This is a genomic window from Aureimonas sp. AU20, assembly GCF_001442755.1.
In the GTDB taxonomy this organism is placed as follows: domain Bacteria; phylum Pseudomonadota; class Alphaproteobacteria; order Rhizobiales; family Rhizobiaceae; genus Aureimonas.
In genome coordinates this window covers 3,582,211-3,599,704 of record NZ_CP006367.1, presented here as the reverse complement: position 1 = coordinate 3,599,704, position 17,494 = coordinate 3,582,211, and the positions used below count along the sequence as shown (strand labels likewise).

General features: G+C 68.8%; 18 protein-coding genes and 1 tRNA gene. 13 read left to right on the top strand and 6 right to left on the bottom strand.

Annotation, left to right across the window (positions count from 1 at the left end; all coding sequences use genetic code 11):
• Position 1: 1 nt before the first annotated feature.
• A complete protein-coding gene (locus M673_RS16465; protein WP_148640105.1) occupies positions 2 to 241 on the bottom strand; it encodes a hypothetical protein in 240 nt (79 codons plus the stop codon).
• 212 nt (positions 242 to 453) lie between these two features.
• Between M673_RS16465 and M673_RS16460 the strand changes: the two genes are divergently transcribed.
• Positions 454 to 684: a hypothetical protein gene (locus M673_RS16460; protein ID WP_061977255.1), complete on the top strand. Its 231-nt coding sequence runs from the start codon at positions 454 to 456 to the stop codon at positions 682 to 684.
• A gap of 151 nt (positions 685 to 835) precedes the next feature.
• On the opposite strand, the gene M673_RS16455 is transcribed toward M673_RS16460, so the two are convergent.
• A tRNA-Leu gene (locus M673_RS16455) sits at positions 836 to 920 on the bottom strand.
• A gap of 370 nt (positions 921 to 1,290) precedes the next feature.
• Between M673_RS16455 and M673_RS16450 the strand changes: the two genes are divergently transcribed.
• Positions 1,291 to 1,833 carry a disulfide bond formation protein B gene (locus M673_RS16450; protein WP_061977253.1) on the top strand — a complete coding sequence of 181 codons (543 nt, stop codon included), beginning with the start codon at positions 1,291 to 1,293 and terminating at the stop codon, positions 1,831 to 1,833.
• A 19-nt stretch (positions 1,834 to 1,852) separates the two neighbouring features.
• On the opposite strand, the gene M673_RS16445 is transcribed toward M673_RS16450, so the two are convergent.
• Together M673_RS16445 and M673_RS16440 are read right to left on the bottom strand one after the other, a co-directional pair.
• A complete protein-coding gene (locus M673_RS16445) occupies positions 1,853 to 2,413 on the bottom strand; it encodes an HNH endonuclease (RefSeq protein ID WP_061977251.1) in 561 nt (186 codons plus the stop codon).
• A 146-nt stretch (positions 2,414 to 2,559) separates the two neighbouring features.
• Complete coding sequence (locus tag M673_RS16440) at positions 2,560 to 3,273, bottom strand: DNA-3-methyladenine glycosylase family protein (RefSeq protein WP_244493210.1); 714 nt, start codon at positions 3,271 to 3,273, stop codon at positions 2,560 to 2,562.
• Positions 3,274 to 3,341: 68 nt separating this feature from the next.
• On the opposite strand from M673_RS16440, the gene gluQRS reads away from it, so the two are divergent.
• Positions 3,342 to 4,229 (top strand): tRNA glutamyl-Q(34) synthetase GluQRS, encoded by an 888-nt coding sequence (gene gluQRS / locus M673_RS16435; RefSeq protein WP_061977250.1) that lies wholly within the window; start codon positions 3,342 to 3,344, stop codon positions 4,227 to 4,229.
• 161 nt (positions 4,230 to 4,390) lie between these two features.
• Here the strand turns inward: gluQRS and M673_RS16430 are convergent, their stop codons facing one another.
• Positions 4,391 to 5,371: an AEC family transporter gene (locus tag M673_RS16430; protein WP_061977248.1), complete on the bottom strand. Its 981-nt coding sequence runs from the start codon at positions 5,369 to 5,371 to the stop codon at positions 4,391 to 4,393.
• A gap of 553 nt (positions 5,372 to 5,924) precedes the next feature.
• Between M673_RS16430 and M673_RS16425 the strand changes: the two genes are divergently transcribed.
• The 6 genes from M673_RS16425 (at position 5,925) to M673_RS16400 (ending at position 10,616) form a co-directional block, all read left to right on the top strand.
• Positions 5,925 to 6,848, top strand: a complete 924-nt coding sequence (locus M673_RS16425; RefSeq protein ID WP_061977246.1) for a DMT family transporter — start codon at positions 5,925 to 5,927, stop codon at positions 6,846 to 6,848.
• 115 nt (positions 6,849 to 6,963) lie between these two features.
• Positions 6,964 to 7,152, top strand: a complete 189-nt coding sequence (locus tag M673_RS16420) for a twin transmembrane helix small protein (protein WP_061977244.1) — start codon at positions 6,964 to 6,966, stop codon at positions 7,150 to 7,152.
• 67 nt (positions 7,153 to 7,219) lie between these two features.
• Complete coding sequence (locus M673_RS16415) at positions 7,220 to 7,792, top strand: cob(I)yrinic acid a,c-diamide adenosyltransferase (protein ID WP_061977242.1); 573 nt, start codon at positions 7,220 to 7,222, stop codon at positions 7,790 to 7,792.
• Positions 7,793 to 7,975: 183 nt separating this feature from the next.
• A complete protein-coding gene (locus M673_RS16410) occupies positions 7,976 to 8,722 on the top strand; it encodes an electron transfer flavoprotein subunit beta/FixA family protein (protein WP_061977240.1) in 747 nt (248 codons plus the stop codon).
• 60 nt (positions 8,723 to 8,782) lie between these two features.
• On the top strand, positions 8,783 to 9,712 hold the full coding sequence (locus M673_RS16405) for an electron transfer flavoprotein subunit alpha/FixB family protein (RefSeq protein ID WP_061977238.1): 930 nt from the start codon (positions 8,783 to 8,785) through the stop codon (positions 9,710 to 9,712).
• 25 nt (positions 9,713 to 9,737) lie between these two features.
• Positions 9,738 to 10,616, top strand: a complete 879-nt coding sequence (locus M673_RS16400; protein ID WP_061977235.1) for a 3-hydroxybutyryl-CoA dehydrogenase — start codon at positions 9,738 to 9,740, stop codon at positions 10,614 to 10,616.
• Positions 10,617 to 10,700: 84 nt separating this feature from the next.
• Here M673_RS16400 and tlpA read toward each other — a convergent pair whose 3' ends face one another.
• Positions 10,701 to 11,402 (bottom strand): thiol:disulfide interchange protein TlpA, encoded by a 702-nt coding sequence (gene tlpA / locus M673_RS16395; RefSeq protein ID WP_061977233.1) that lies wholly within the window; start codon positions 11,400 to 11,402, stop codon positions 10,701 to 10,703.
• A gap of 42 nt (positions 11,403 to 11,444) precedes the next feature.
• Here tlpA and argH point away from each other — a divergent pair, with 42 nt between their 5' ends.
• The 4 genes from argH (at position 11,445) to M673_RS16375 (ending at position 17,453) form a co-directional block, all read left to right on the top strand.
• Positions 11,445 to 12,821, top strand: a complete 1,377-nt coding sequence (gene argH, locus M673_RS16390; RefSeq protein WP_061977231.1) for an argininosuccinate lyase — start codon at positions 11,445 to 11,447, stop codon at positions 12,819 to 12,821.
• Between the two features lie 68 nt (positions 12,822 to 12,889).
• Positions 12,890 to 13,147, top strand: coding sequence for a hypothetical protein (locus tag M673_RS16385; protein ID WP_061977230.1), 258 nt, complete (start codon positions 12,890 to 12,892; stop codon positions 13,145 to 13,147).
• Positions 13,148 to 13,181: 34 nt separating this feature from the next.
• Positions 13,182 to 14,450, top strand: coding sequence for a diaminopimelate decarboxylase (gene lysA, locus M673_RS16380; RefSeq protein WP_061977228.1), 1,269 nt, complete (start codon positions 13,182 to 13,184; stop codon positions 14,448 to 14,450).
• 324 nt (positions 14,451 to 14,774) lie between these two features.
• The gene (locus M673_RS16375) at positions 14,775 to 17,453 is read left to right on the top strand and encodes a TIGR02302 family protein (RefSeq protein WP_061977226.1); all 2,679 of its coding nucleotides are present in this window, start codon (positions 14,775 to 14,777) and stop codon (positions 17,451 to 17,453) included.
• The last annotated feature ends 41 nt before the right edge of the window (positions 17,454 to 17,494 follow it).

Below are 17,494 nucleotides of genomic sequence, written 5' to 3'. Positions count from 1 at the left end.
CTCAGTGGCCCTGCCGCTGGCACTCGTCCAGAACCATCTGGATCTCGTTCGGATCGGCCTGCAGGTCGCTTTCAAGCCCAGCCTCAAGCCGGCTCATCGCCTCGCGATAGCGCTCGCACTGGCCGACGCGCGCGAGGTCGGCCGCGCTGTCGGGCGTGAACCAGCGATAGGTGTAATAGCCGACGCCGAGCACGAGCGCCGCGAGGACGAGAACGAGGGACAGGCGGCGCGACATGGGCACGGTTCCAGCTTCGGGGCGGCAGGCGCGAGAGCGAGCGCGATGCCGGAGGGTCGGGGCGGGCACATGCCGCCTGTTCGCTTGCCCGGAGCTTGCGCGGCCGCGCAAGACGCCTTGGGGACTCGTCGGCGCGCACACTGTCGCAGGTCGGCCGGGGCGGGGAACGGGCGCGTCGGCGGCGGCTTAACCCTCGTGAACCCACAAGGAGATTTCGCATGTCGAAAACCCGCACCCCTCCGCTCGACGACGCCTCCACGGGCGGCGGCATCGGCGATATCGGCCGCCAGCCGCTCGATCCGTCCAGCGAGAATGCCGGAAACGCCGAGCCCGTGCTGCACCCCGAAGACGACGCGCCGGGCGCCGGCCTGACCCGCGACGAGGACGTCACACCCTCCGACGAGGACCCGGACGCGGATGCCGACGAGACTCTGGGAACCGTGGTCTGATCTGGCGGAACGCAGCGGCCGGTGGCGATGAAGGCGACGGCGGCCTCACGGCCTCGGGTCAGGCAAGCGCCTCTTACGGCCCTGCGATTGGCACAAAGCGGCTCGAGCGAACCCTAACAGTGTGTGATCGGAGAGAAGATCGCGAAAGCGATGGTGCGGGCGGTCGGGGTCGAACCGACACTCCTTGCGGAACCGGATTTTGAGTCCGGCGCGTCTACCAATTCCACCACGCCCGCACGAACGTTGTGAGCGCCGAACGAAGCTTCGTCGGGCCGGGAATGCCTATAGCCCATTTGCCCGGCGCTTGCCAATCTCCTTTGCGGCCCGCGAGCGAAAGCGCCGATCGCTCGCTGAGAGCCTGTTTGGAAACTCGGTCGGGTCGGTCCGACGGGTCTTTTTCGCCATCACTTCGTTGCCGATCCTCGCCAATGCGCCCTCGCATCGACTGCGGTTGGCACCTCGCGACACCCAAAAATCCCTCGCCGGCCCTCCGCCGCCGAGTTTCCAAACAGCCTCTGAGACGGAACGGCGTGAATTGCCCGGCCGCGCCGGAGCCCTTATGACAACGCGCGAGCGGGCGAGGGCCCGGAATCAGCGAGGCGGGCCATGGCCAGCGACGTGTCCTTTTCTCTTCGTCGGCCCACCGGCTTTCGCCAGACCTTGAGCGCCGGTCTCGCCGCGCTCGGCATGGCGGCGACGGTCGGCGGCGCGCTCCTGTTTCAGCATGTCGGCGGCTACATCCCCTGCGCGCTCTGCCTGGAGCAGCGCACGCCCCACTATATCGGCATTCCCGTGGCCCTCGCGGCGCTTCTGGCGGCGCGGCTGCGCGCGCCGGCCGCGCTCACGCGCGGGCTGCTCCTAGTGGTCGGGCTGTTGATGCTGTGGAGCCTCGCGCTCGGTATCTACCATGCCGGCGTCGAGTGGCAGTTCTGGGCCGGGCCAGCGGACTGCGCGGCGGTGGGCGGCGCCGATCTGTCGGGTGATCTGCTTCAATCGCTGGACGCGGTGCACCCACCCTCCTGCACGGAGGCGGCCCTGCGCATTCTCGGCCTGTCGCTCGCCGGATGGAACGCCATCCTCTCCGCGATCCTGGCCACAGTCGCCCTTCGCGGCGCCTTCGCGCGCGGCGATCGGTTCGGAACGAACTGAGAGGGGGATCGGGCGAGGTCTATTCAGGGTCGAGTTCGGAATCCCAGTAGAGATAGTCGAGCCAGCTTTCATGCAGGAAGTTGGGCGGAAACAGCCGGCCATTGTTGTGCAGGTCGTGCACGGTCGGCTGGTAGGGCACCTGATGCGGATGCATCCCGGCGTCCTTCGGCATGTGGCCGCCCTTCTTCAGGTTGCAGGGCGAGCAGGCGGTGACGACGTTTTCCCAGGTGGTGAGGCCGCCGCGCGAGCGCGGAATGACGTGGTCGAAGGTCAGCTCGTGCGGCGAGCCGCAATACTGGCACTGGAAGCGATCGCGCAGGAAGACGTTGAAGCGCGTGAAGGCGGGATGGCGCGCCGGCTTCACATAGGTCTTGAGGCAGACCACCGAGGGCAGGCGCATCGAAAAGGTCGGCGAATGGACCGCGCGATCATACTCCGCGAGAATGGTCACGCGATCGAGGAATACGGCCTTGATGGCATCCTGCCAGGACCAGAGCGACAGGGGATAGTAGCTCAACGGCCGAAAGTCCGCGTTCAGAACGAGCGCGGGAGACAAGTTGGACGGCACTGCGATCGTCAAGGATACTCTCCTTCACGCAAGGCAGCGGTATCGCAAGAACGGCAGCCGGCCCTGCGAACCGTATGCTCATGCTCGTTTCTAATGCGTCTGCACTATCGTGCTCCAACATGTCGCCTTTGTGAAGCCTTGGAAGGGGTTAGCCCCTTTCATGCACAATTGGTCGCCCCCGGACTGGCTCCGATCTCGGGTTCGACGGGTGCGGCGTCCCGCCGCGTCAGCGCATGGTAATAGCTCCAGAACAGGCGGGCGGCCGTGGCGCGGTGCGGCGACCAGAGTGCGGCGATGGCCGCCAGCGGCTTTTCCTTCGGCCGTTCGGGAAGATCCAGCGCATCGGCAACGGCGATTTGTAGCGCGAGGTCGCCGGCCGGAAACACGTCGGGATGGCCGAGCGCGAAAAGGAGATGGCATTCCGCCGTCCAGCGGCCGATGCCGTGGACGGCCGTCATCTCAGCGATGGCGCCCGCCGCGTCGAGCCTCTGCAACCTGTTGAAATCCAAGGCGCCGCTCGCCACGGCCTCGGCAATGACGCGCACGGTGCGCATCTTGGGGCGGGATAGGCCGGCGCGGCGCAGCGCCTCGTCCGGCGCGGCGTTGAGCGCACTCGCGTCGTCGAGATCGACCTCCTGCGCGAAGCGGGCGAAGATGGCATCGGCGCTCGCCCGCGAGACCTGCTGGGCGACGATCGTGCCGAGAAGGCCGCGCAAGCCCCCGGCGCTCCGGCGCAGCGGCACCTCGCCCGCCCGCGCCAGCACGGGCCCAAGGCGCGGATCGGCCTCCATGAGGGCGGCCAGCGCCCGCGCGATGTCGGCCTCGGTTCGGATCGCCCCGTTTTCCATCGTGTCGATGCTCCCCTCCGCCATGCGAATAGCCTTGCCGCGAATCACCGCCCGCCTCCCGTCCCGGCTCGTGTGCCTCTAGATAGGAACCCATGAACCCGCTGTCCGCCCCGCGCATCTTCCGTTTTGCCCCAAGCCCCAACGGGCTCCTGCATCTCGGCCATGCCTATTCCGCCTTTCTCAATCACGATCTGGCGCGCGCCGTGGGCGGGCGCTTCCTCGTGCGGCTGGAGGATATCGACCGCGCCCGCTGCACGCCCGCGCTGGAGGCGCGGCTCCTGGCCGATCTCGAATGGCTGGGTCTTTCGCCCGACGCGCCGCCGCGCCGGCAGAGCGCGCACTTCGCGGACTACGAGGCCGCGCTCTCGGCGCTTCGCGAGGCGGGGCTAGTCTATCCCGCCTTCATGACGCGGGGCGAGGTGAAGGCCTTCGCCGCCTTTCACGAGGAGCGGGAGGGCGCGCCCTGGCCGCGCGACCCCGATGGCGCGCCGCTTTATCCCGGCCTCGACCGCGACCTGTCGCCGGCCGAGCGGCGGGCGCGCATCGCCGATGGTCAGCCCTTCGCCTGGCGACTCGACATGACGGCGGCGCTGGTGCGCATCGAAGGGCCCTTGCGCTTCACCGAGACCGGCAACGGGGCGGAGGACGAGGTTTTGGCCGAGCCCGCGCTGTGGGGTGACGTCGTGCTGGCGCGCAAGGACCTGCCGACGAGCTACCACCTGTCCGTGACCGTCGACGACGCGCTGCAGGGTGTGAGCGACGTGGTGCGCGGCTGCGATCTCCTGCCGTCCACCTCGGTTCACCGCCTGCTCCAAGCCCTGCTCGGCCTGCCCGCGCCGCGCTATCACCACCACGAGCTGATCCTGGACGAGGACGGTCGCAAGCTGTCCAAGAGCGGCAATGCCGGCGCCGTCCGCGCGCTGGGCGAGGCCGGGCTGACGCCGGCCGACATCCGCCGGATGGTGGGTCTTTCCGCTTAGAGCGCCTAACAAAATGTCTGGGCGGAGGATGGTCGAGGAATTTTCGTCGGGGACGAGGAGCGAAGCGCAGTCGATGCCGGCGGCATCGGCGAGCATTCGCGACGAAGTCCCCGGCGGAAAGACCCGACCAGCCGACCCCGCGAGATTTTTGTTAGGTGCTCTTAAACCGATGTCATGAGGGCGATCCAGCCCGTTAGCGTCAGCGCCGCCGCCACGGTGGAAACCACGATGACGCTGGCCGACAGGCCCTCGCCGGCGCGAAAATAGGTGGCGAAGAGATAGGCGTTCACGCCGGTGGGCGAGGCGGCGGCGACCACGGCCACCGCGAGCCAGAGCGGCGGCAGAAGCAACGAGCCGACGAGGAGCACCGCCAGCGGCTGAACGAGAAGCGCCAGCGCGGTTATCGCCACCGGGGCGCGGAGCGCGCCGCGAATGGGGTAGCGCGGCAGCGAGAAGCCGACCGCGAAAAGCGCGATGGGGCCGGCCGTGACGCTGAGAAGCCGCAGCACCTCGCCGACAGGCCCCGTCAGCGGCAGGCCGGTGAGACGCCAGAGCGCGCCACCGAGGAGGCCGTAGACCAGGGCGTTGCGCGACAGGTTGCGCCCGATCTGCCCCAACGTGCGCCGGAGCGAGACGGCGGGCGCCGAGCCGTTTGTAAGACCGCTCGCCGTGCCGGCCCGCGCGTCGGCAAGTGCCGCGCGCTCCAGAAGCAGGGTCGAGGCCGTCATCATCACAGGCAGGTGGATCGAGATGATGAGCGCCAGCACGTCGAGCCCTTCGCGTCCGAAGGCGCGCTCCGCCACCGGAATCCCGACGAAGATGAGATTGGAAAAGGAGGCGGAAACGCCGGAGATCACCGCCGTGCGCCGGTCCGCCCCAGCCAGCCGGCGCGCCGCCACCATGCCGAGCGCGAAGCTGGGCACGACGCCGGCGAAATAGCTGGCCCACAGGAACAGGGGATTGGCCTCGCCGAAATCGGCCGTGGCGAGCGTGCGGAACATCAGCGCGGGAACCGCGACCAGAAAGACGAACTGCGTCAGCGCCTCGCCCGTGGTCGCCGGCAGGAGCTTCAGCTTCGCCACGAGCGCGCCGAGCCCGATCAGGATGAAGATCGGCGCGACGATGGACAGAACGAGGCTCATGAACGGCTTTCCGACAGGACGGGCGCGGGGAAGGGGTACGAGGGCAGGGGTCGGCGCGATGGAGCCTCTTCCTTAGAGACTGTTTGACAACCCGGTCGGGTCGGTCCGCCGGTGCTTTTCCGCCGCCGCCCCAGGGCGAGACATGCCGCGCAAGCGCGGCAGATGTCTCGCCCGTCCGCATGGACCGTTGCCAATCCTCGCCGATGCGCCCTCGCATCACTTAAGTTTGGCGCCTCGCGAGCGACGAAAAATCACTCGTCGGCCCTCCACCGCCGAGTTGTCAAACAGTCTCTTAGCAATCGCGGCGCGGCGTGAACATGCAAGAGAGGCTTCCGCCGCTCTTCGATCGCCGACCGCGCGCCGTCTTCCGCCGATGTGCCACACCTGCTATCGCCGATCACGAGAGCGTTTGGCGGGGGCCGGGCGCGCAGGCCGCCTTCAGCCGCGCCCTTCAAGCGCGTGTTCTGGGCCGCCCGAGATTGGCGCTGCGAAAACGCCGACGATGGGCCGAGCGTCAGTGCGCGGCGTGGCCTGGAGTGAAGGGGGAGATGTCGTGACTGGCCTGACCAACCGGCTCGTGCCGTTCTTTCCCGCCGTCTTCGTGCTTCTCTGGTCCACCGGCTTCGTCGGCGCGCGCTACGCCATGCCCCATGCCGAGCCCTTCACCTTCCTGGCGCTTCGCTTCGCGCTGGCGCTGATCCTGCTGCTGCCGGTCGGCTGGGTGCTCGTGAGGGCGAGCGGCGGGGTCCCGCTGCGCCCGCTCGCCCATGCCACCTTCGCCGGCAGCCTCATTCACGGCGTTTATCTCGGTGGCGTGTTCTATGCCGTGCGCCATGGCCTGCCGGCCGGCATCGTCGCGCTGGTGGCGGGGCTGCAACCGTTCCTGACGGCCGTGATCGCGCGCGTCGCGCTGGGGGAAAAGCTGACGCGGCGCCATCAGGTCGGCCTTCTGATCGGCCTCGTCGGCGTCTTCCTGGTCGTGGCGCCCAAGCTCGGCACGGGCGCGGCCTTCGGGGCGCGGACGCTCGTGCCCGCGCTCCTCGGCGTCGCCGCCATCGCGCTCGGCACGGTCTGGCAGAAGCGCTTCGTCACGGGGCTGGACCTTCGCGTCGGCGCGGCGGCGCAATATGCCGGCGCCCTCGTGCCGGTTCTCGTCGCGGCGCTCGCCTCCGAGACGATGCACATCGACTGGACGGCTGAACTCGTCCTGTCGCTCCTCTGGCTGACGCTCGCCCTGTCGATCGGCGCGGTGCTGCTCCTGCTTCTCCTGATCCGAAACGGTTCGGTGTCGAGCGTCGCCTCGCTCTTCTATCTCGTGCCCTCCGTCACCGCCTTCATGGCCTTCGTCCTGTTCGGCGAGCGGCTGACGCCGATCCAGCTTCTCGGCATGGTCGTCGCGGCGGCCGGGGTCTGGCTGGCGACGCGGCCGCCCAAGCGCAAGGCCGAGACCAAGGACAGGGTTTCGCAGACGGTTTGACGATCCGGTCGGATCGGCCCAACGGGCGTCGAGCGGTCTCAAGGTCGCAAGCGCTCGCGCCGGCCGGTCGCACGGTCTATATCTCGGCAAGGCCCTTCCGGCCGCGGAACGCACCATGTCCAGCTTCTTCACCTTTCTGGCCCTGATCCTCATGGTGTCGGTGGCCGTCGTCCTGCTGCTCGGCCTGCGAAACATGATGAACGGCGGGCCGGGCAACACCTCGCAGAAGCTGATGCGCATGCGCGTCATGCTGCAGGCGCTCGCCGTCGCGGTGATCGTCGCCGTCCTGTATTTCTCGCGCTGAACCCTGCGGTAATGCGGCTGGTCGCCCTAGTTGAAACGAGGGGCGGCGGAACGCGAGGACGAGCATCATGGTGCGGCTGAACAGGATCTACACAAGGACGGGGGACGACGGGACGACGGGCCTCGGCAATGGCGAGCGGCGCTCGAAGGCCAATGCCCGTGTCGAGAGCTACGGCACGGTGGACGAACTGAACGCCGTTCTGGGGCTCGCCCGGCTCCATGCTGCGGGGGAGGTGGACGCGCTGCTGGCCCGCGTTCAGAACGACCTCTTCGACCTCGGCGCCGATCTCTCCACGCCCGAAACCGGGCAACCCCTGCCGTTCGAGCGGCTGGCCATCGTCCAGTCGCAGGTGGACGCGTTGGAAGCGGAGATCGACCGGCTGAACGCCGAACTGGAGCCGCTGCGCTCCTTCGTCCTGCCGGCCGGCACGCCGCTCGCGGCGCATCTGCACATGGCCCGCACCGTGGCCCGGCGCGCCGAGCGGCTGATGGTGGCGCTGGGCGAGGTCGCCGGCGAGCGCGTGTCCTCGGCGGCGATCCGCTACGTCAACCGCCTGTCGGACCTTCTCTTCGTCATGGCGCGCCATGCCAACGACAAGGGCCGTGGCGACGTGCTCTGGGTTCCCGGCGCCAATCGCTAACAGCACGCCGAATCGCCCGGTCAAGATTTTGACGTGAACGTAAAAGTTAGATAACTTCTCGCTTGTTTGGTGCGGCGCGCCGGCTTGAAGCCCGGCCGCGCGCTCCATAAAGAGAACGAAGCATTGGCGGGCCTTGCCGAGTCGAGGTCCCACCATGGAGCCGGCTGCGAGGGAACGAACCGCATGAAGATTCTGGTCTGCGTGAAGCGTGTGGTCGACTACAACGTGAAGATCCGGGTGAAGTCGGACGGTTCGGGTGTCGAGCTGGCCAATGTGAAGATGTCGATGAACCCGTTCGACGAGATCGCGGTGGAAGAGGCGGTTCGGCTGAAGGAAAAGGGCGGCGCGGCCGAGATCGTGGCGGTCTCGGTCGGCTCGGCGCAGGCGGCGGACACGATCCGCACCGCGCTCGCCATGGGCGCCGATCGCGGCATCTTGGTGAAGGCCGAAGGGCCCGTCGAGCCCTTGGCCGTGGCCAAGATCCTGAAGGGCGTGGTGGCGGCGGAAGCGCCCGATCTGGTGATCCTCGGCAAGCAGGCGATCGACGACGACTGCAACCAGACCGGCCAGATGCTGGCGGGCCTTCTCGGTTGGAGCCAGGGCACCTTCGCCTCCAGGCTCGAGATCGAGGCCGGCGCGGCCAGCGTCACGCGCGAGGTGGATGGCGGCCTGCAGACGGTGGGCCTCCAGCTGCCGGCGATCGTCACCACGGATCTGCGCCTCAACGAGCCGCGCTATGCCTCGCTGCCCAACATCATGAAGGCCAAGAAGAAGCCGCTGGAGGAGAAGACCGCCGCCGATTACGGCGTCGACACCAGCCCCCGATTGGAGGTCTTGAAGACGGCCGAGCCCAAGGGCCGGCAGGCCGGCGTCAAGCTCGGCTCGGTGGACGAGCTGGTCTCGGCGCTGAAGGGCGCCGGGCTGGTTTGACGAGTCTCGTCTGAGCCGGGCCGCCCGATCCTGCTTCCATCTGTTTTCGAGGTTCCTTCCATGACGACGCTTTTGATCGCCGAACACGACAACGCGCATCTGTCCGGCGAAACCGCCAAGGCGCTGACCGCCGCGCTGCAGCTGGGCGGCGAGGTGCATCTTCTCGTCGCCGGCGAGGGCTGCGCGCCGGTGGCGGACGCCGCCGCCAAGCTCTCCGGCGTCGCCAAGGTGCTGCTCGCCGACGCCGCGCTCTACGGCCACGCCCTGGCCGAGCCGCTGGCCGCGCTGCTGGTTGCGCTCGCCCCCGGCTACGAGGCGATCGTGGCGCCCGCCACGGCGTCGGGCAAGAACGTCCTGCCGCGCGCGGCCGCGCTTCTCGACGTCATGCAGGTGTCGGACGTCATCGCCGTGCACGGCGCGGACACGTTCGAGCGCCCGATCTATGCCGGCAACGCGATCGAGACCGTGCGCTCGCGGGACGCGATCAAGCTCCTGACGGTTCGCACCAGCGCCTTCGCGGCCGCCGGCGAGGGCGGGTCCGCGCCGGTGGAAAGCGTGGCAGCCGCCGCCGACCCGGCCGTGTCGCGCTTTGTCGGCCAGGAGGTCGCCCATTCCGAGCGGCCGGAGCTGTCAGGCGCCAAGATCGTGGTGTCGGGCGGGCGGGCGCTGGGCTCGCGCGAGAAGTTCGAGGAGGTGATGCTGCCTTTGGCCGACAAGCTGGGCGCGGCGGTGGGCGCCAGCCGGGCGGCGGTGGACGCGGGCTACGCGCCCAACGACTGGCAGGTGGGGCAGACCGGCAAGGTCGTCGCGCCGGATCTTTACGTCGCGGCGGGCATCTCGGGCGCCATCCAGCATTTGGCGGGCATGAAGGACTCGAAGGTCATCGTCGCCATCAACAAGGACGAGGACGCACCGATCTTCCAGGTCGCCGACTACGGCCTCGTCGGTGATATCTTCTCCCTCGTCCCCGAACTCACGTCCAAGCTCTGATCCCACCCCGAGGAGGGCGTCTTCCATGAGCGATATCGGCATCGTCGGCATCATCGGCGCCGGACAGATGGGAACGGGCATCGCCCAGGTCGGCGCCCTCGCCGGGTTCGACGTCGTGCTCTACGACGTCAGCCTCGAACAGGCGCGCCAGGGCGTGGCCAAGGTCAAGGCGGGGCTCGACCGGCAGGTGGCGGGCGGCAAGATGACGGCCGAGGCGCGGGACGCGGCGCTGTCGCGCCTGAAGCCCGCCGACGGCGTCAACGATCTCGCGCCCAGCGACCTCGTGATCGAGGCGGCGACCGAGAAGGAGGAGATCAAGCGGCGCATCTTCGCGCAGGTCTGCCCCGTGCTGCGGCCGGACGCGATCCTCGCCTCCAACACGTCCTCGATCTCCATCACGCGGCTCGCCGCTGGCACGGACCGGCCCGAACGCTTTCTCGGCATTCATTTCATGAACCCGGTGCCGGTCATGAAGCTGGTCGAGCTGGTGCGCGGCATCGCCACGGACGACGGCGTGTTCGAGGCCTCCAAGCGCTTCGTGGAGCGCCTGGACAAGACGATCATCGTTTCCGAGGATTTCCCCGGCTTCATCGTCAATCGCATCCTGATCCCGATGATCAACGAGGCGATCTACACGCTGCACGAAGGCATCGGCTCGGTGGAATCGATCGACGCTTCGATGCGGCTCGGCGCCAACCATCCGATGGGGCCGTTCCAGCTCGCCGACTTCATCGGTCTCGACACCTGCCTGTCGATCATGCAGGTGCTGCATGACGGGCTGGCCGATTCCAAATATCGCCCGTGCCCGCTGCTCGTGAAATATGTCGAGGCCGGCTGGCTCGGCCGAAAGACCAAGCGCGGCTTCTACGACTATCGCGGCGAGGTGCCGGTTCCCACGCGCTGAGAGGCTGTTTGGAAACTCGGCGGCGGACCGACCCGACCGAGGTTCCAAACAGGCTCTGATAAGCGGGCGGGGCGGCGGCTCGCCTCAGCTTTGCGGCGGGGCCGCCGTCAGTCCTCCGCCGGCGCCCTTCAGCACATCCACCAGCGCCAGGGCGTCCGGGCTCGACCAGTGCGCCGGGCCGTTGATCGCGGCGCGGGCGCAGCCGTCCGCGTCCACCAGCAGCGTCACCGGCAGGCCGACCGCGACGCTGGCTTTCTTCAGGTCGTTGAAGACGCCCATCGTCTCGTCGCGGAAAAAGGGCAGGGCGGTGAGATTGGTCTCGGCGTAGAAGGCTTTGGGCTTGGCGACGTCGCCCATGTCGATATTGATCGGCACGACCGCGAAGCTTTCGTCGCCGGCCTGACGCTCCAGCTGGTCGAGCGCCGGCATCTCGGCCCGGCAGGGCGCGCACCAGGTGGCCCAGAGATTGACGAGGAGCGACTGGCCCTTCATCGCGCCGAGGCTCGTCGGCTGGTCGTTGCCGTCCTTGAAGGCGATGGTGGACACGTCGAAAGGCTGGTCGAGCGGGACCACGGCGGCGACCTCGCCCCGGGCCGCGCCGTCCAACGCCTGACGCAATCCGTCCTTGGCCGGGCAGGTTGATGCCACGCTCGAATTGCCAGAGCGCGTTTCCATCACGTATACGCCGAACGCGCCGGCAGCGAGACCGGCCAGAAGAGCAAGGCCGACGATCCGGCCCGTCTGGCGCTTAGGCGCGGGCGGCGTGTTGGGTTCGAGGTCGGACATCGGCAGAAGGGCCTTTTCGTGAGCGGCAAGACAAGCAACGAAATGTGGGGCGGACGCTTCGCTTCGGGCCCCAGCGCGATCATGGAGGCGATCAACGCTTCCATCTCCTTCGACAAGCGGCTTTACCGCGAAGACATCGCCGGGTCGATCGCCCATTCCGCCATGCTGGCCGAGAAGGGCGTCATCTCGCAGGAGGACGCGGCGGAAATCAGGCGTGGGCTGGAGCAGATCCGCACCGAGATCGACGAGGGCCGCTTCGAGTTTTCCGTCGCCCACGAGGACATTCACATGAATGTCGAGGCGCGGCTGGCCTCGCTGATCGGCCCCGCCGCCGGGCGCCTGCACACCGCGCGCTCGCGCAACGATCAGGTGGCCGTGGACTTCCGCCTCTTCGTGAAGGGCGCGGCGATCGATCTCGACCGCGCGCTGAAGCTCCTGATCGAAGCGCTGGTGGACCGGGCCGAGGAACATGCCGGCACGGTCATGCCCGGCTTCACCCATCTCCAGGCCGCCCAGCCCGTGACCTTCGGTCATCACTGCCTCGCCTATGCCGAGATGGCGGCGCGCGATCGCGGCCGGGTGCAGGACGCGATCCGGCGCATGGACGAGTCGCCGCTCGGCGCCGCCGCGCTCGCCGGCACGGGCTTCCCGATCGATCGGCACCGGACGGCCGAGGCGCTGGGCTTTCGCGAGCCGACGCGCAATTCGCTGGATTCGGTCTCGGACCGGGACTTCGCGCTGGAATTCCTCGCCGCTTCCTCGATCGCGGCCACGCATCTCTCGCGCCTCGCCGAAGAGATCGTGATCTGGTCGACGCCGCAGTTCGACTTCGTGCGCCTGTCCGACGCCTTCTCCACCGGCTCCTCGATCATGCCGCAGAAGAAGAACCCGGACGCCGCCGAACTGGTGCGCGCCAAGACGGGCCGCATCAACGGCTCGCTGGTGGCGCTGCTCACCATCATGAAGGGCCTGCCCTTGTCCTATTCCAAGGACATGCAGGAGGACAAGGAACAGGTCTTCGACGCCGTCGACAGTCTTGCCTTGGCGCTTGCCGCCGTGACCGGCATGATGCGCGATCTGAAGGTCAATGCCGAGAAGATGCGCGCGGCCGCAGGCGCCGGCTTCTCCACCGCGACGGACCTCGCCGACTGGCTGGTGCGCGAGCTCGGCCTGCCCTTCCGCGAGGCCCATCACGTTACCGGCCGGGCCGTCGCCATGGCCGAGGAGCGGCGCGTGGCGCTGGAAACGCTGCCGCTGGAGGATCTGCGCCAGCTCGACCCGCGCATCACCGACGCGGTCTATTCCGTCCTGTCGGTGGACGCCTCGGTCGCCAGCCGCACCAGCTTCGGCGGCACCGCGCCGGAAAACGTGCGGGCGCAGGTGCGCTATTGGCGCGAGCGGCTCGCCGCCGAGGGGTGATTTCCCCACAGCGCCGGGCTATGGATGGGACACGAGCCGGAGAGTGCCGGCGGAACGGAACGGACGGCATGAACAGACGTGGGATCACCCTGGCGCTCGCTCTTGGCCTGGCGGGCACGCTTGCCGGCTGCGGCGTGAAGTCCGTGCCCGTGGCCAAGCGCGCCGACGGCCAGCCTTCGCATGTCGTTGTGCCCGCGCCCGGCGGCACGGCGCGCCTGCCCAAGGCGACGCCGCTCGCCTCCAACCTCTCTGTCGTGCCGACCGAGATCACGCGCAATCCCGCCGCCGAGAAGAAACCGTTCTTTCTCGACGGCCTCCTGAACTGATCCCCTTTCCGTCTCCTTCCGCCCGGCCTCTTCCATGAACCATTTCGAATATCGCGACGGCATCCTGCATGGCGAGGCGGTGGATCTTCGCCACATCGCCGCCGAGGTCGGAACGCCCTTCTACTGCTACTCGACCGCGACGCTGGAGCGGCATTACCGCGTCTTCGCGGAGGCCTTCTCCGACATCGACGCCACCGTCTGCTACGCGATGAAGGCCAATTCCAACCAGGCCGTTCTGAAGACGCTGGCGCGCCTTGGTGCGGGCGCCGACGTCGTGTCCGGGGGCGAGCTGCGCCGGGCGCTCAAGGCCGGCATTCCACCTGAGAAGATCATGTTCTCGGGCGTCGGCAAGACGGCGGAGGAGATCGACGCCGGTCTCGACGCCGGTATCTTCTGCTTCAACATCGAATCCGAGCCCGAGCTGCGCGCCATCTCGGCGCGCGCCAGCGCGTCGGGCCGCACGGCGCATGTCTCCTTCCGCATCAACCCGGATGTCGACGCGCGCACCCATGCCAAGATCTCGACGGGCAAGAAGTCCGACAAGTTCGGTATCGCCTTCGAGCGGGCCGAAGCGGTCTACGATCTCGCCGCCACGCTGCCGGGCATCGAAGTGTCGGGCATCGACATGCATATCGGCTCGCAGATCACCGAGCTCGAGCCTTTCGACCTTGCCTTCGCGAAGCTTGCCGAACTCGTCGGCCGCCTGCGCGCCAAGGGTCATAAGATCACCCATATCGATCTCGGCGGCGGGCTCGGCGTGCCCTATCGCGCGTCCAACGAGCCGCCTCCCGGCCCGCCGGCCTATGCCGAGACGGTGAAGAAGCATGTGCGCGCGCTGGGCGCCAAGGTGATCTTCGAGCCCGGCCGGCTGATCGCGGCCAATGCCGGCATTCTGGTCGCCAAGGTTCTCTACGTGAAGGAGGAGGGCGGGCGCACCTTCGTGATCGTCGACGCGGCGATGAACGACCTGATCCGCCCGACGCTCTACGAGGCCTGGCACGAAATCCGCCCTGTCGTGGAGCCCGATCCGCATCAGGACTATGTCGTGGCCGATGTGGTCGGGCCGGTCTGCGAAAGCGGCGACTTCCTGGCCAAGGAGCGCTCGCTGCCCGTGGTGCAGCCGGGCGATCTCCTGGCGGTGGCCTCGGCCGGCGCCTATGGCGCGGTACAGGCCGGCACCTACAACACGCGCGCCCTGGTGCCGGAAGTGCTGGTGAAGGACGAGCGCTTCGCCGTGATCCGCCCGCGCCTGACCGTGGACGAGATCATCGCGCTCGACCGCGTGCCGGACTGGCTGGCCTGAGCTTGAGGGCGCGGGACTAGACCTGCGAGCGAAGGCTCTTGTCTGGTTCACAAGGAGCGAAGGGCCGTCGATGCGAGGGCGCATCTGCAAGCATTCGCAACGAAGCGACCGGACAGCCGACCTCGGCTTCCTCCGTCTCGGGGTCCAGGACCAGCGGCTCCGGCCGCTGTTCACGCCTTCGCGACGGCCTCGTCTTCGCCATAGAAACTGTTAAGTTGTGAGAACGAGCGGGCGGGCGCCGGGTGAGACGCGTCTTGTCCCGGCCGCGACCCCAAGAGGCGGCCGGCGTTCCGCCGGCGGCCGAACCTGCCTGGAAGCGGCGTGATGGCTGAACTCGATTCCCCTCTTCCCCCCGCCGCTCGGGCGCCCTTGCGCGCCCGCGCCGGCGCGGTGGCCTCGCTCCTGCTGGAGCGCGCCTGGCCCTTTCTGATGGGTGTGGCGGCGCTGGTCGCCGCCTTTCTGACGTTGGCCTGGTTCGGCCTCTTCGCCGCCTTGCCCTTCTTCGTGCGCCTCGTCCTGCTGGCGCTTTTCGCTGCGGCCGGGCTGTTTCTCGTCTGGCGCGCCCGGGGCCTGCGCTGGCCGAACAGCGCCGATGTCGTCCGACGCATCGAGTCCGAAAGCCGGCTTCTCCACCAGCCGCTCGCCGTGCAGAGCGACCGGGCGGCGGGCGAGGACCCGTTCGCGCTGGCGCTCTGGCGCGAGCACCAGCGGCGGATGCGCGAGCAATTGTCGCGGCTTCGCGGCGGCTCGCCCCAAACGCGCACCTATCGGCTCGATCCGCTCGGCCTGCGCGCCCTTCTTGCGGCGCTGCTCGTCACGGCCTTCGGTTATTCCTTCGGCCCCGGCGGCGGGCGGGTGGCGGACGCGCTGCAAGGCGGCGAGGTGCCCTTGCTGGCGGCGGCGCGCATCGACGCTTGGGCGACGCCGCCCGGCTACACCGGCCGCGCGCCGATCTTCCTGACGGGAGACGCGGCTGGCGGCGCGGCAGTGGACGTGCCGCAGGGCACGATCCTGTCCCTTCGTCTGTCTGACGGCGAGGGCACCAAGGTGATCTTCGCGCCCGAGAGCGGCGAGGCGCAGATGCTGGCGCCCATCGATCCGGCACCGGCCAACGAGGCGGGGGAGAGCGCACCTGCGCCCGCCGCCACGGCCACGGCCGCCGCCCAGTATGAATTGCCGCTCGGCGCCAGCGGCGCGGTGCGGGTCGAGACGGCGCTACGCACCTTGCGCGACTGGCGCTTCGCCGTCACGCCCGATCTGCCGCCGACCGTGCGTTTCGACGGCGAGCCCAAGGCGGGCCGCAACAACACGCTCGACATCGCCTTCGCGGTGACGGACGATTATGGCGCGAGCGCCGGCAAGGCGCTGCTCCAGCTGCGCGAGCCCGTGGCGCCCGGCGCCCGGCCGCTGGTTCCCGTGCCCGAAGTGACGCTCGCCATGCCCCGCCGGACCAAGGGCGAGGCCAAGGGCCGCACCGGGCTCGACCTCACCGAAAGCCCCTATGCCGGGGCCAAGGTCGCCATGGTGCTCCAGGTGCGCGACGATGCCGGGCAGATCGGCGAATCCGCGCCCGTCGAGGTGACGCTGCCGCAGCGCCGGTTCAACGATCCGTTGGCGCGCGCCGTGATCGAGCAGCGGCGCATCCTGGCGCTCGACGCCAATGCGGCACGTCGCGTCGTGGACATGCTGGACGCGGTGACGCTGCGCGGCGACGAGTTCATCGCGAAGCCGACCGACTATCTCGCCCTTCGCGCCGCGCGCGAGCGCATCAACAACGCCCATGACGACGAGACGCTGCTTTCGGGCGTGGACTTCCTTTGGTCGATCGCGCTCGGAATCGAGGAGGGCGGCCTGTCGGTGGCCGAGCGGCAGCTGCGCGACGCGCAGGAGAAGCTTGCCGAGGCGCTGCGCAACAATGCCGGCGAGGAGGAGATCGCGCGCCTGACGCAGGAGCTGCGCGAGGCCATGCAGCAATATATGCAGGCGATGATGGAGGCGATGCGCAACATGCCGCCGCAGAGCCAGAGCCAGATGGGGCAGACGCAGGAGATCCGCCCGCAGGATCTCGACCGCATGCTGGACCGGATCGAGAATCTGGCGCGCTCGGGCTCGCGAGACGCCGCGCAGCAGCTTCTGTCCGAGCTCAACCAGATGATGCAAAGCCTCCAGGCCATGCGACCGGGCCAGCAAGGGCAGCAGGGCCAGCAGGCCCAGAGCCCGATGCAGCAGCAGATGAACCAGCTCGGCGAGATGCTGCAGCGCCAGCAGAAGCTCATGGACGAGACCTTCGAGATGGGCCGCCAGCAGATGCGCCGCCAGATGGAAGCCGAGCGCGGCATGCGGCAGCAGGAAGAGCAGCAGGGACAACAGCAGCCCGGCCAGCAGGGGCAACAGGGGCAGGTAGGCCAGCCGCAGGCCGGCGAAGGCGGCCAGCCGCCGACCGCCGAGCAGTTGCAGGCGCTGAAGGACCGGCTCCAGAAGGAACAGGGCCAGCTGCAGAAGGACCTCCAGGCGTTGCAGGACGCCATGAAGGGCCAGGGCCTCCAGCCGAGCCAGGACTTGGGTCAGGCCGGCGAATCCATGGGCCGCGCGGAAGGGTCGATCGGCCAGGGCAATGACGGCGAGGCGGTGGGCCAGCAGGGCGACGCGTTGGCCGCGCTTCGGCGCGGCGCGCAGGACGCCATGCGCCAGATGCAGCAGGCCATGGGCCAGGGCGAAGGCCAGGGCCAGGGGCAAGGCCAGCAGCCGGGCCAGGGCCAGCAGCCCGGGCAGGGGCAGATGGGGCAGGGCTACGGCCCCGGCCGCCAGCGCTCGGGGCTCGACCCGCTCGGCCGCGAGCGACAGACGCAGGGGCCCGATTTCGGCAGCGATGTCGGCGTTCCCGACGAGATCGACATCCAGCGCGCGCGCCAGATCCTCGACCAGATCCGCGACCGGCTCGGCCGCCAGCTTTCGCCGCAGGAAGAGCGCGACTATCTCGAGCGCCTGCTCCGCACGCCCTGACGAGCAGTGCGGCGCGGCCGGACTGGAGCGCCGGGCGAGAC

Bases quoted from the DNA above. Each gene is read 5' to 3' on its own strand.
- M673_RS16430 (WP_061977248.1), bottom strand. From the start codon at position 5,371: ATGAGCCTCGTTCTGTCCATCGTCGCGCCGATCTTCATCCTGATCGGG.
- tlpA (WP_061977233.1), bottom strand. From the start codon at position 11,402: ATGTCCGACCTCGAACCCAACACGCCGCCCGCGCCTAAGCGCCAGACG.
- M673_RS16385 (WP_061977230.1), top strand. From the start codon at position 12,890: ATGAACAGACGTGGGATCACCCTGGCGCTCGCTCTTGGCCTGGCGGGC.
- M673_RS16410 (WP_061977240.1), top strand. From the start codon at position 7,976: ATGAAGATTCTGGTCTGCGTGAAGCGTGTGGTCGACTACAACGTGAAG.
- M673_RS16400 (WP_061977235.1), top strand. From the start codon at position 9,738: ATGAGCGATATCGGCATCGTCGGCATCATCGGCGCCGGACAGATGGGA.
- M673_RS16405 (WP_061977238.1), top strand. From the start codon at position 8,783: ATGACGACGCTTTTGATCGCCGAACACGACAACGCGCATCTGTCCGGC.
- M673_RS16375 (WP_061977226.1), top strand. From the start codon at position 14,775: ATGGCTGAACTCGATTCCCCTCTTCCCCCCGCCGCTCGGGCGCCCTTG.
- lysA (WP_061977228.1), top strand. From the start codon at position 13,182: ATGAACCATTTCGAATATCGCGACGGCATCCTGCATGGCGAGGCGGTG.
- gluQRS (WP_061977250.1), top strand. From the start codon at position 3,342: ATGAACCCGCTGTCCGCCCCGCGCATCTTCCGTTTTGCCCCAAGCCCC.
- argH (WP_061977231.1), top strand. From the start codon at position 11,445: ATGTGGGGCGGACGCTTCGCTTCGGGCCCCAGCGCGATCATGGAGGCG.
- M673_RS16420 (WP_061977244.1), top strand. From the start codon at position 6,964: ATGTCCAGCTTCTTCACCTTTCTGGCCCTGATCCTCATGGTGTCGGTG.
- M673_RS16440 (WP_244493210.1), bottom strand. From the start codon at position 3,273: ATGGCGGAGGGGAGCATCGACACGATGGAAAACGGGGCGATCCGAACC.
- M673_RS16450 (WP_061977253.1), top strand. From the start codon at position 1,291: ATGGCCAGCGACGTGTCCTTTTCTCTTCGTCGGCCCACCGGCTTTCGC.
- M673_RS16415 (WP_061977242.1), top strand. From the start codon at position 7,220: ATGGTGCGGCTGAACAGGATCTACACAAGGACGGGGGACGACGGGACG.
- M673_RS16460 (WP_061977255.1), top strand. From the start codon at position 454: ATGTCGAAAACCCGCACCCCTCCGCTCGACGACGCCTCCACGGGCGGC.